The sequence below is a fragment of the Mycoplasma cottewii genome (assembly GCF_024918975.1).
In the GTDB taxonomy this organism is placed as follows: Bacteria; Bacillota_I; Bacilli_A; order Mycoplasmatales; family Mycoplasmataceae; genus Mycoplasma; species Mycoplasma cottewii.
Map to the genome: position 1 here is coordinate 884,623 of NZ_CP103424.1, position 12,648 is coordinate 897,270.

Below are 12,648 nucleotides of genomic sequence, written 5' to 3' on the forward strand. Positions count from 1 at the left end.
TTTTTCCTTTCTATTTTAAATTAGAAGGAAATTAGCGGTGGGGTTGTTTGTTTTTTAACTTGTTTTAATTCTAAATATTTAAAATAACTAATTTTTAATAAGAATATATCTAAATTAGCTTTAATTTTAAAATTATCTGATATCTTAACGTCATCTAAACTAGATTGTTCTTCAGTTTCATCATCTATTTGTTTTTTAATCTTAATAAAATCTAAATTTATAAATAAGTTTTTTTCATACTTAACAATTACTTTTTTAGTTTTAATTAATATTAAAATAGAAACTAAAAATAATAGCATAATAGCTAGTAAAATAGAGTTTAATGATATTTGTAATATTAATAAATTTCTTGCAAACTCATTTTCAATATTAAAAGGTAATGTTAGTTTTTTATAGTAAAAAAGATTAACTAATTTAAATACTTTAGCTGAATCAATAATTTGAAAAATACTAATAGCTAAAATTATAAAAATACTAATAATTTTCAATAAGTTTATATTTAATGTATACTGTTTAATTTCTTTGAAAATAGTTTTTTTATCTAGTTTAAAATTTAATGTTTTAATTAATTTAATAGTTCTAGTAAATATAGTTGCACTTAAAATGATATAGATAAAAACAAATATAATATTTTCAAATAAACTAAAGTTATAAAAGCCTAAAAAAGGTTTTAAAAATGAAGTAGAACTTAATAGGAAAACAAAACAAAGAATGTTTAAAAAGTTATCTTTACTTTTCATTGTTTTACCTCCTATCAATTAATAGATTAATTATATCAAATAACAAAAACCGTGCTTATTATTAGCACGATTGTGTAGTGAAAGTGATTAATTAAATATAGACTTTCCAACTTCCTTCTTGGTATATGCAAAAGTTGACCAATTTATAAATATATCAATCTAAAAGTGACATTGTTTTAAATTTATATTTATCACTACACTTTTATTCTAATATATTTATTTGTTAAATTCGATTTTTTCTAACACTAATCCTTTTGATTCAGCTATAAAAGGATTTTTATTACCATTTCCTTTTAGCATTTCTTTTATTTGTTCAACTGTTACTTTTTTATTTAAATAACAATTTAAAGCATTAGCTACAATCATTCTAATTTGATATCTAATAAAACCATATGCTTTAAATTGAATTTGAACTCTATTTTCTTTATTTCTAAAAACTTTTATTGATTCAATTGTTCTTTTAGTATTTATGTTTTCTAGTTCATCATCTTTTAATCCTGAAAATAATTTAAACTCATGTTCACCAATAAATAAATCAAATATTTGCTGTAGTTTATTAATATCAATTTGATCATGTTTTCAATAATATTCAAATCTTTGTTTGAATATATCAAATTCAGAATCATTTATATAATAACTATAAGTTTTTTGTTTTACTTCTCTTAAATTAAATGACGGTTGAACAAAACTAGCATCAAGTATTTTAACATCACTAGGTAATGCTTTATTTAAAGCTTTAATAAAAACTTCTAATATAGGTTTAAAATGAATAACAAGTAAAACTTTTTGATCTAAAGCATGTACTCCAGAGTCAGTTTTACTTGTTCCAATTGTTTTGAAATTTTTATTTTTTGTAACTCTTTTTACTGCACTTTCTAAAACATCTTGAATAGCAACAGCATTGTTTTGATGAATTCAACCATGATAATTAGATCCATCATAACATAAAGTTAATAAAATTCCGTACATATTAACGCCCTATTAATGAATCAATATGAACGATGTGTCAGTTTGCAAATACTACAGGACTAGATGCATAAACTATCATAAATGTTGCAAATGCTATACCTATTGTAAAAATTACAATATCAATTCAATTTAGTTTAAATTGAATAAATCTAGTTCTTCTTGCATTTGGATCATAACCTCTAGCATCCATTGCATAAGCTAAATCTTCAGCTTTTTGGAATGATGAAACTAATAAAGGAATGATTAATGATGTTAAACTTTTTACTTTATCTTTAAACTTACCATTTTTAATATCAATACCACGACTAGATTGTGCTTTCATAATTCTTCCTGCTTCATCAATTAAAGTAGGAATCATACGTAGCGCAATAGAAATAATCATAGATAAAATATAAACTGGTAATTTAACAATTTTTAAAGGTGATAATAAATCTTCAATCGCTAATGTTAATTGTAGTGATGGTGTTGTTCCTGTTAAAACACAAGTTAGTGTAATCATTAAATAAATTCTAAATGCCATAACAATTGCACTATATAATGCTTTTTCACTAAATCAGAATATTTTTCAGTTAAAGAAGAATCCGATAGGATCAACTTTTAACCCTGCACTAGCAACACCCTCTGCTGATAATCTTCCACTTTTAAAAGTTGAAGTTACATATCAAAGGATTCCTGATGGTAAACTGTTTTTATGTTGTTCATAGTACTCACTTATTTTATCAATATCACTTTGAGATGGATGAATGAAAAAGAAATTCATAATTAAAATGATTGTAAAAATAAATGATACAGGAGCTAATAATCTAACTAGTAAATTTAAGTTTAATTTTGATAAGAAAAATAAAGTTAAAATTCCTACTGCAATGATTAAATAACCAGTAAATTTAATCGGAAAGAAAATAGATACGATTAAAAAGATAACCATAAACATTTTAAGTCTTGGATCCATTTTATGAATCAAAGAGTTTTTTGGAATATATCTACCAAATGATATCCTCATATTATCTACTCCCTTCTACTTTTTTCAATTTAGCTAATTCAATAGCGAAATCTTCAATTGTTCTAATTTCTTTATTTAATAAGTTAATTTTTTTATCTTTTAATTTGTACATTAATTGGTAAAGTTTTGGTGGATCAATTTCGATTTTCTTTAAAAGTTCTATATTTGAAAAGATTTCAAAAGGTGTTCCAATGTCAATGACTTTTCCGTTATGCATAACAATTACTTCATCTGCAATTCTTAAAACATGATCCATATTATGAGTAACCATAATAATACGTTTATTGAATTCTTTATTTAATCTTTCAAATAAATTCATAAAGTCTTCTTCACCTTTTGGATCTAATCCTCCAGTAGGTTCATCTAAAACTAATGTACTTCCATCCATTGCAACAATCCCAGCAACAGCAACACGTCGTTTTTGTCCTCCTGATAATTCAAAAGGTGAACGTTCAGCGTATTCAGTTGGTAATTCAACTAATTTCAATAAATCAGGAATTCTTTTATAAACTTCTTCTTTACTTTCTCCTAAATGAACAGGACCAAAAGCGATATCTTTTTTAACTGTTTCTTGGAATAATTGATATTCAGGGAATTGGAAAACTAAACCAATTTCTTTTCTTAATTTTTTAACTTCTTTTATTTTTTTAATTTTTGCAGGAATTGGATAATCTCCAACTAATGTTTGACCAGTTTCAGTAACAATTAATCCATTAGTTAACTGAATCATAGTAGATTTTCCACTACCTGTTGTTCCTATAACACAAGTTATTTTGTTTTTTTTGAATGTTAAATTTGTATTTTCTAAAGCTTTATGTTCGAATGGTGTTCCTTTTGCATAAGTGTAAGAAACATTTTCTAAAACAATATCTTTACTAAAATCAAAATTTTGTTCATCTACTTTTTTCTTTTTTAAACTTCACATATTTCTTTCACCAACTCGTCCATATTTTGAGTATTAGGAACAACTAATCCTTTTTTCTCTAACTCTTCTCTTACTAAAGCTACAAAAGGAATGTCTAATTGAATACTTCTTAAAAAATCTTTATCTCCAACTATTTCTAGTGGTTTACCAATTTTAACTAACTTACCATGATCTAGAACAACAACTTTATCAGCATTTAAAATTTCATCCATATCATGAGTAATTGAAATAATAGTTTTAGTTCCTCTTAACTGAACCATGATTTCTTTAATTTCACGTTTTCCTTTTGGATCCAACATACTTGTTGCTTCATCAAAAATCATAATATCAGGATCTAAAGCTAAAGTTGAAGCAATTGCAACACGTTGTTTTTGTCCTCCACTTAAGCTTAGTGGTTCTTTTTTTAGTGCATGTTCCATTCCGACTTTTTTAGCAGATTCTAAAATGATCTCAGGCATTTTAGTTGGATCAACTCTTTTATTTTCTAAACCAAAAGCGATATCAGCTTCAACTGTTGAACCAATAAATTGGTTATCTGGGTTTTGGAAAACAATACCTAAGAATTTTCTAATTTGTTCAATGTTACTATCAGTAACTTTGTTTCCAAATATTTTAATTTCTCCTTCTTTAGCTGTTAAAACACCAATTAAAATTTTAGATAAAGTAGATTTTCCACTACCATTGTGACCAATAATAGTTACATATTCACCTTCATTAATTGTAAAACTAACATCATCAACAGCTTTTGGGAAATTTGCACCATATCTAAATGATAAATTCTTAATTTCTACAGCTATGTTGTTTTCTTTTTTTAATTTAATTCCACGTCCCTGTTCATTAATAGCATCTTTAAATTCATTGAACATATATTGTGCGTGTTCATATTCTTTTTTAGCTCTTTTAATATCTTCTTGGTTGTTTGATTTTTTAATTTGCTTTAATAGATTTTCAGATTTTTTTAGATTATCTTTAAAACTTTTAGTTGAGGCTAATTCACGGATTTCAACTTTTATTTTTTTAATCTTTTCTTTTAAAACTTTTTTTTCATTTTTGTCAATTTCATTTTGTCTTATTAAATTAATGTATTTGTGACTTAATTCAGACAATTTTACATATAGTTTGTTTATTGAAATTTTAAAGTCATTTAAGTTTTTTTCAGTAATTTTGCTAGCATCAAATTCATCAAACAATTTTTTATTTTCCATCCAAAAAACCTCAATTCTATTTTTAGACATGTTTATATTAATTATAAATTAAACATATTAAAAATTAAACATAAAACACAATCATAAAATATTTATAACAAGTTTCAAAAATTATAAAAATAATAATAAAAAAAGTATCAACGATACTCTTATTTTTTATTCTAGATTATTTTTTATTTTTATTACTAATACTATCTCTTACTCTACCGCTTGGTCTATGAATAATTACAGATCCAAAACGTTTTTTAGTTAGTTCATTAGCATAAGCAATGGCATCTTTTTGAGTATCAAACAGTTTACTTGGTCTTGAGTTTCCAACACCTTTAACTTGTCATTTTCCATTATATGGTGTTACATGATATACAGTAGCTAATTTCTCTGCCATAATTTTCATCTCTCTTTACTATCATTAATATTTTAAATATATTATATAAAAGTTTATCTAATAAATTAACTGAATTCATATCCAAAAATGCCTCAAAACCCTAAATAAGTAAGTAAATTAACAGATTTTTTATAAAATTAAGTGTTTGTGTAGGTGAATTTATATACATGTTTGCTTTAATTATTAGTTACAAAATAAAAAAATAAGGTTGTAAAACCTTATTTGTTTGAGACTAGACTAATTCGATAATAACCATAGGTGCATTATCACCTTTACGGTTATCTAATTTAAGAATTCTAGTGTATCCACCATTTCTATTTTCGTATTTTTTTGCTAATTCATTAAATAATTTTTGTAATGCTGTTTCTTTTTTGTTAGCTTGAGTATCTCTTAATCAACTAGCAGCTTGACGTCTTGCGTGTAAATCACCACGTTTTGCTAAAGTGATCATTTTGTCAAAATGTCTTCTTAATTCTTTTGCTCTAGTTTCAGTAATTTCTAAACTTTCATTAACGATTAATTCAGTTGTTAAATTACGCATTAAGCTAGTTCTTCATGCTGTGTTTTGACCACGTTTTTGAATGTATGACATGTTTACCTCCTATTAATTAATTATTATTGTTTAAAAGTTAATCTTAATTGAGCAACTTTTTCTTTAATTTCTTTTAATGATTTACGACCTAGGTTTCTGATTGATCCAATTTCATCTTCATTTTTAGAAATTAATTCTCTTAAAGTATCGATTCCTGCACGTTTTAAGCAGTTTAAACTTCTTTGAGTTAAGTCTAACTCTTCAATAGTTTTATCTAGTTCTTTTTCTTCATCGTTTTCTAAACCGATAATTTCAACATCACTAATTTCATGATTTAAGTTAACAAAGAACTCTAAGTGAGCAACTAAAACTTTAGCCGCAATACTTACAGCTTCAACTGCTGTAATTGAACCGTCAGTTTCAACTTCTAATTCTAATTGTTCTAAATCGATTGATTTACCAATTTTTGTAGAATCAACAGCATAAGCAACTTTAACAATTGGTGAGTAATTTGAGTCAATTGTTATCATTCCTGGTTCAATATTTCTTTCGTTTTTGTTATCTTTGAATGATTTGTATCCACGTGAGTTTTTAGCATATAATACTAAATCTAAAACTCCACCTTCACTAACAGTCGCTATTAATAAATCTTTGCTTAAAATTTCTACACCAGCAGGAACTTCAAGATCAGAAGCATAAACTTCTCCTTCAACGTTAGTTTTGATTTTAATTTCAACACTTTCTTCATCTTTGTACATTTCTGAATCAATTTTTAAAACTAATTGTTTAATGTTTAAGATGATTTTTGTAACGTTTTCAACTATTCCTGGAATTGATGTAAATTCATGAGCAGCACCAGCGATTCTAATTGCATAAACACTAGCTCCTGGAGTTGCTGCTAATAAAGTTCTTCTAATAGCATTACCTAAAGTTGTACCAAATCCTCTTTCTAAAGGTGATACACTGAATTTTCCATAATTTTTATCTTGCCCTTCTTTTAGAAGAGTGAATTCTGGTCTCATAAATCTTTTCATATTATTAACCTCTTGGGCGTTTTCTTGGACGCACTCCGTTGTGTGGTATTGGTGTTGTATCTTTGATTGAATTAATATCTAATCCTGCCATTTGTAATGCTCTAACAGCTGCATCACGTCCTGGTCCTGGACCTTTAACTTCAACTGCAACAGATTTAACTCCATTATCCATAGCACCTTTAGCTGCTGCTTCAGAAATTAATTGAGCTGCATAAGGTGTAGATTTTTTAGAACCTTTAAATCCTAATGCTCCAGCACTTGATCAAGAAAGAACATTTCCTTTTTCATCACTAATAGTAACAATTGTATTGTTAAAAGTAGAATGAATGTGAGCAATACCTTTAGGAATATTTTTCTTAATTCTTTTTTTACCTTGTGGTTTTGGATTTGCCATTTTAACTTTCCTTCTTTCTACCTATTATTTTTTCTTATTAGCTACAGTTTTTCTTGGACCTTTTACTGTTCTTGCGTTAGTTTTTGATGATTGTCCTCTAACAGGTAATCCTTTACGGTGTCTTAAACCTCTGTAACTTCCAATTTCCATTAAACGTTTGATGTTTAATGATACTTCTCTACGTAATTCTCCTTCAGTTTTGTATTTTGAGATTTCTGCAGAGATATTTTTCATTTGTTCTTCTGTTAAATCTTTAACACGGATATCTTCAGAAATGTTTAATGCTTTTAAAACACTTTGAGATGTTGATAATCCAATTCCGTAAATGTATGTTAATGAAATAACAACTCTTTTATCATTTGGGATTTCTACTCCACTAATACGAGCCATATTAACGTATCCTTTCTAAAAAATTAATTAAACTACTAACCTTGTCTTTGTTTGTGTTTTGGTGTTACACAAATAATCATTACGCGGCCTTTACGTCTAATTACACGACATTTGTCGCAAATTTGTTTGACTGATGATCTAACTTTCATCTTTAAACCTCCGTATTTTTTATATATTAAATAAAGACAATAAATCAGTTTTCACTGATTTTTAAATAATATTGTCTATAAAAACTAATTACTTTGCAATTTTTCTATAAGTAATTCTTCCACGTGTCATATCGTATGGTGATATCACAATAGTTACTTTATCTCCAGGTAAAATGCGGATGTAATGCATGCGGATTTTACCTGACACGTGGGCATTAATAACTATTCCGTTTTCTAATTGCACTCTAAATTGAGCGTTAGGAAGTACTTCAACAACAGTACCTTCAAATTCCATTTCAGTTTCTTTAGCCATTGCTTATACCTCCTTATAATTTTGTTAATACTTCGCAACCATCTTCAGTTACAAGTATTGTATGCTCGAAATGTGCTGCCATACTGCGATCAGCTGAATATACTGTTCAATTATCTGCAGCAGTTTTAGTTTTATGAGTTCCAATTTGAACCATTGGTTCAATACAAATAACCATTCCTGCTTGTAATCTCATTCCAGTATTTTCTACACCAACGTTGGGAATAAAAGGATCTTCATGTAATGATTGACCTATTCCATGACCTGTGTAATCTCTAGGAAGACTAAAACCGTATGATTCAACATATTTTTGAATAGTGTGACCTATGGTTCCTAGTCTTGTTCCTGGTTTGACTTGCTCTATAGCAAGTTCTAGTGATTTTTCAGTGACCGATATAAGTATATCATTTTTTTTATCTTTTGCAATTCCACAAAGCATAGTAAATGCACTATCTGCATGTCAACCTTCAAAAGTACATCCTGCATCGACACTTACGATATCTCCATCTTGTAAAATTCTATCTTGAGGAATCCCGTGTACTAATTGATCATTAATTGAAATACAGATTGTTTTTGGAAATCCGTGATATCCTTTAAAATTTGATTTACATCCTTTAGAAATTATAAATTCTTCAAAAGCTTTATCTAAATCTAGACAATTTATTCCAGGTTTAATCATTTTTTTTAACATATCTAAACCTTGTGCTAGAACTTTACAAGCTGTTCTAATTTTTTGAATTTGTTCTGGTGTTTTAATAGTTACCATTCTATTTTAATTCTCCTTTAATAGTGTCAAATACTTGATCAGCTGATAATTCATCAGCTTTTATTTCAACAAATTTACTTGAATTTTTATAATAACTAATTAATGGTAGAGTTTGACTTGAATAAGTTTCTAATCTTACTTTAACTTTTTCAGGTTCATCATCTGCACGTCTTACTAAAACTGTATTATCAAAATCACAAACATTATCTACTTTAGGTTTTCTAAAAATAGTATTAAAGCTTGCTTTACATTGTGGACATACTAATCTTCCACTAATTCTTTTAATTAAAAGTTCTTCATTAACATCGATATAAAATACAACATTAATTTTTTTGTTTAGTTTTGTTAACATCTCATCTAATGCTTTAGCTTGATCTAAAGTTCTTGGATAACCATCAAAAATTAATTTATCGTTTGTTTTTTTTAAAAATTCTTCAACAATAGCATTAACAATACTATCTGGTACATATTTACCAGCATTCATATATGTTGCACACTCTTGACCTATTTTTGAATTATCAGCAATTTCTTTTCTCATTAAATCTCCAGTTGATACTTGAATAAAACCAAGTTGATTAACTAGTTTTTCAGCTTGAGTTCCTTTTCCTGATCCTGGAGCTCCTAATAACATAATATTCATGACATTTCCTCTTTCTTAATTACTATTAAATTAATTTTATAATACTAAAAACAATAAGTTTACTTAGTTTCAACCTATTAATGATAGTTGGTGAATTTAAATTAAAGATTTTTATCACTAAAAGCATGAGGTAAAAAATCACTAACTAAATATTCACCAATAAATCCATTTTGATTAAACATATAAGTTTTTTGATCTGCATTTAAAAGTTCTGACATTGTTTGACGACAAGTTCCACAAGGTGAACCAAATGATTTACTATCAGTGTAAAGTGCTAGTAATTCAACATCATCTTTACCATAACCTTGTGCATATACTTGTGGTAGTGCACATCTTTCAGCGCAAATACATGGGTTATAAGCTGCATTTTCAACATTAACACCAAGTATTTTTTCACCATTTTTTAAATAAACTATACATGAAACTCTAAAGTTTGAATATGGACAATAAGCTCTAGTAGCTAATTGTTTTAATTCTTCAAAAATAATCTCTTTGTCTAATTGCATAACTACTCCTAAATCTAAGTATATTAATATTATTATAATTATAGAAATTAAGCAATAAAAAAAGGCATATAAGCCTTTTATCAAATGTGAGAAGTTTGAGATGAAGAAGATTCTTCAGTAAATTTTTCTTTTTTCTTTTCAATGAAATTTTGTTGAATAAGTCTTCCTTTTAATTGTTGAGTAGTTTGAATTGCTACTGATATACAAATAATTAATCCAGTACCACCGATCGCTAAGTTAGATGGTAGACTAGTTAATTTTGAAATAACATAAGGAAGAATAGAAATTACTGCTAAGAAAATCGATCCCACAACAGACAATCTATTAATTGTTGATGATAGATATTTTATTGTGTCATCTCCTGGTTTTATTCCTGGAATAAATGTTCCTGATTTTTGGAAGTTTTCAGATATTTTTTCAGGGTTTATTTGAACTTGAGAATATAAGAAAGTGAATAATATAATTAACACACCAAATATTGATATACCGTATCAAGTATCAAATCCTAAATAATCTTTAGTAAAGTGAACAAAACCGCTTTCTGGATTAACAACTTCTATAATTTGAGAAATTGTAACTGGAGTTGAGATAATTGCTGATGCAAAGATTACCGGAATAACTCCTGCGTTATTTATTTTTAGTGGTAAGTATGGTGTATGTTCTTGAGAATCAGTTAACCCTGATCCAGTTTGTTGGATAGGGATTTTTCTTTCAGCTTCATTCATTAATACAACTGAAAAAATAACTAAGAAGAACACTCCAATATAAATTAAGAAGTTTAAGAATCCTGAAAAGAATATATTTGCTTCTTCTCCTGTATCTGAAATTCAGAAGTTGTATGTTGCTATTAAGTTAGAAGGCATTGACACTACGATTCCTAAGAAAATAACTATAGAAATACCATTTCCAATTCCTTTAATTGTAATTTGATCAGATATTCATAGCATTAAGAATGAACCTGCTAACATAATTAACGGAACTAATACGTAGTAAAATGCCGCACTAGCTAAAGCGTTTGGATCGTCTCAACCAGGTATTATTAAATCACCGCGACTTGATAGCGTAAAAATTGTTGCTTCTGCTTGCATAACTGCAAACGGTATCATAATAATTTTTGTTAACTTATCAAGTTTTTTTCTTCCTCTTTCTCCTGATTTATTTCATCTAGTTAAAACAGGAACCACATCAGTTGAAAGTAATTGAACAATAATTGATGCTGTAATATAAGGAGAAACCCCTAATGAAAGAATTGAGAATTTACCAATACTTCCTCCTCCTAGAGTAGAAAGTAATTGGAAGAATTGGATTTTTGCAGTTTCACTAGCAAAGTTAGAATTTAATTTAACCCCCGGAACAGTAATATATACTCCAATTCTTATTACTAAAAGTGCTAATAATGTAAAAACGATTCTATAAACCAAATCCTTGTTTTTAATGAAGAAATTTGTCTTTACAAAATCGTTTTTTTTGTTGAGTGATCTTAAAGCAAAATTTCTGTTTTGATTAGTTTTATCGTTAACAGTTTTTTTTGCCATAATTACATCACCTCTACTTTTCCTCCAAGTTTTTCAATTTCAGCTTGTGCTGATTTTGAAACTTTATTAACTTTAACATCAACTTTTTTAGTTAATGATCCTTTACCTAATATTTTAACTAAAGTTTTGTTGTTTTTAATGATTTTTGCATCAATTAAAGTTTCATGATTAATTGCTGATAAATTTAACGCTTCTAAATCGCTTAGATTTAAAATTACGTATTCTTTTTGGTTAGGAGAAGTGAACCCAATTTTAGGTAATCTTCTAAATAATGGTGTTTGTCCTCCTTCGAATCCTGGACGAACTCCACCACCTGAACGTGAGTTTTGTCCTTTGTGACCTCTAGTAGCAGTTTTACCTTTTCCAGAAGCCATACCTCTACCTACTCTAGTAGCTTCTTTTTTGCTACCTGGAGTGTATTTTAATTCATTTAATTTCATAATTTACGGCTCCTTTCTATTATTCAGCTGATTCTTCTACTGATTTTTTAGCTGAAGCTTTTTTAGCTGATGATTTAACTGCTTTTTTTTCTGCAACTTCTTGATTAGCTTCTTTAGCAACTTTACCATATCTTAATTCATGAACTCTTTTTAAAGTTTGCATTGATTGTAATCCTTGCATTGTAGCTCTAATCATGTTGATTGGGTTGTTGCTTCCTAATGATTTAGCATAAACATCTGAAATCCCTGCTAATTCAATAACTGCACGTGCTGGTCCTCCGGCGATAACTCCAGTACCAACTTTAGCTGGTTTAATTAAAATTTTACCAGCTCCAAAAGTACCTAAAACTTCATGTGGAACTGTTCCATTTCTTAATGAAACAGCTATTAAGTTTTTCTTAGCTTCTTTAATTGCTTTTTTAATTGCTTCAGGAACTTCGTTAGCTTTTCCAGTTCCCATTCCAACTAGACCTTTTTTGTTTCCTACAACAACAACTGCTGCGAAACGGAAGTGACGTCCACCTTTTGTAACTTTAGTAACACGTCTAATTGTTACAACTTTTTCTTCGAAATCATCTTTTACAGTTCTAACTGGTTTATTACTTGACTTAGCTTTTCTATCAAATTTTTTGTTTTCTGGTTTTTGAGTAGAAGCTTTTTCAACATTAACGTTAGTTTCGTTTAATTCTACTGCGTTCATTTCTGCTGTCATTTTTTCTTCCACCCTT

Annotated in this window: 18 protein-coding genes; all 18 read right to left on the reverse strand. The window is 27.7% G+C overall.

Annotated features, from left to right (window positions below):
• Positions 1–20: 20 nt before the first annotated feature.
• The 18 genes from NX779_RS03805 to rpsE all read right to left on the reverse strand — a co-directional run bounded on the left by NX779_RS03805 (position 21) and on the right by rpsE (position 12,632).
• Positions 21–740, reverse strand: a complete 720-nt coding sequence (locus NX779_RS03805) for a hypothetical protein (protein ID WP_259430085.1) — start codon at positions 738–740, stop codon at positions 21–23.
• Between the two features lie 216 nt (positions 741–956).
• Entirely contained in the window at positions 957–1,709 is a 753-nt protein-coding gene (locus NX779_RS03810) for a tRNA pseudouridine synthase A (RefSeq protein WP_259430086.1), read from the reverse strand.
• A 1-nt stretch (position 1,710) separates the two neighbouring features.
• Positions 1,711–2,709 (reverse strand): energy-coupling factor transporter transmembrane component T family protein, encoded by a 999-nt coding sequence (locus NX779_RS03815; protein ID WP_259430087.1) that lies wholly within the window; start codon positions 2,707–2,709, stop codon positions 1,711–1,713.
• Between the two features lies 1 nt (position 2,710).
• Entirely contained in the window at positions 2,711–3,634 is a 924-nt protein-coding gene (locus tag NX779_RS03820; protein WP_259430088.1) for an energy-coupling factor transporter ATPase, read from the reverse strand.
• Complete coding sequence (locus tag NX779_RS03825; RefSeq protein WP_259430089.1) at positions 3,622–4,839, reverse strand: energy-coupling factor transporter ATPase; 1,218 nt, start codon at positions 4,837–4,839, stop codon at positions 3,622–3,624. The genes NX779_RS03820 and NX779_RS03825 overlap by 13 nt, the downstream gene beginning before the upstream one ends.
• A 166-nt stretch (positions 4,840–5,005) precedes the next feature.
• Positions 5,006–5,224, reverse strand: coding sequence for a DUF2188 domain-containing protein (locus NX779_RS03830; RefSeq protein ID WP_259430090.1), 219 nt, complete (start codon positions 5,222–5,224; stop codon positions 5,006–5,008).
• 232 nt (positions 5,225–5,456) lie between these two features.
• Positions 5,457–5,816, reverse strand: a complete 360-nt coding sequence (gene rplQ / locus NX779_RS03835) for a 50S ribosomal protein L17 (protein ID WP_259430091.1) — start codon at positions 5,814–5,816, stop codon at positions 5,457–5,459.
• Between the two features lie 23 nt (positions 5,817–5,839).
• On the reverse strand, positions 5,840–6,790 hold the full coding sequence (locus NX779_RS03840; RefSeq protein ID WP_259430092.1) for a DNA-directed RNA polymerase subunit alpha: 951 nt from the start codon (positions 6,788–6,790) through the stop codon (positions 5,840–5,842).
• Positions 6,791–6,794: 4 nt separating this feature from the next.
• Positions 6,795–7,184, reverse strand: a complete 390-nt coding sequence (gene rpsK, locus NX779_RS03845) for a 30S ribosomal protein S11 (RefSeq protein ID WP_004429083.1) — start codon at positions 7,182–7,184, stop codon at positions 6,795–6,797.
• Between the two features lie 24 nt (positions 7,185–7,208).
• Entirely contained in the window at positions 7,209–7,574 is a 366-nt protein-coding gene (gene rpsM / locus NX779_RS03850) for a 30S ribosomal protein S13 (protein WP_259430093.1), read from the reverse strand.
• Positions 7,575–7,609: 35 nt separating this feature from the next.
• Complete coding sequence (gene rpmJ, locus NX779_RS03855; RefSeq protein WP_004429078.1) at positions 7,610–7,723, reverse strand: 50S ribosomal protein L36; 114 nt, start codon at positions 7,721–7,723, stop codon at positions 7,610–7,612.
• Positions 7,724–7,811: 88 nt separating this feature from the next.
• A complete protein-coding gene (gene infA / locus NX779_RS03860) occupies positions 7,812–8,036 on the reverse strand; it encodes a translation initiation factor IF-1 (protein ID WP_004429060.1) in 225 nt (74 codons plus the stop codon).
• A gap of 13 nt (positions 8,037–8,049) precedes the next feature.
• Positions 8,050–8,799: a type I methionyl aminopeptidase gene (gene map, locus NX779_RS03865; RefSeq protein ID WP_259430094.1), complete on the reverse strand. Its 750-nt coding sequence runs from the start codon at positions 8,797–8,799 to the stop codon at positions 8,050–8,052.
• A 1-nt stretch (position 8,800) separates the two neighbouring features.
• Positions 8,801–9,439, reverse strand: a complete 639-nt coding sequence (locus NX779_RS03870; protein ID WP_259430095.1) for an adenylate kinase — start codon at positions 9,437–9,439, stop codon at positions 8,801–8,803.
• A 101-nt stretch (positions 9,440–9,540) separates the two neighbouring features.
• Entirely contained in the window at positions 9,541–9,945 is a 405-nt protein-coding gene (gene cdd / locus NX779_RS03875) for a cytidine deaminase (protein WP_259430096.1), read from the reverse strand.
• A gap of 77 nt (positions 9,946–10,022) precedes the next feature.
• Positions 10,023–11,480, reverse strand: coding sequence for a preprotein translocase subunit SecY (secY, locus tag NX779_RS03880; protein ID WP_259430097.1), 1,458 nt, complete (start codon positions 11,478–11,480; stop codon positions 10,023–10,025).
• 2 nt (positions 11,481–11,482) lie between these two features.
• A complete protein-coding gene (gene rplO / locus NX779_RS03885) occupies positions 11,483–11,920 on the reverse strand; it encodes a 50S ribosomal protein L15 (RefSeq protein WP_004429053.1) in 438 nt (145 codons plus the stop codon).
• A gap of 19 nt (positions 11,921–11,939) precedes the next feature.
• Positions 11,940–12,632 carry a 30S ribosomal protein S5 gene (gene rpsE, locus NX779_RS03890; RefSeq protein WP_445738813.1) on the reverse strand — a complete coding sequence of 231 codons (693 nt, stop codon included), beginning with the start codon at positions 12,630–12,632 and terminating at the stop codon, positions 11,940–11,942.
• Between the last annotated feature and the right edge of the window lie 16 nt (positions 12,633–12,648).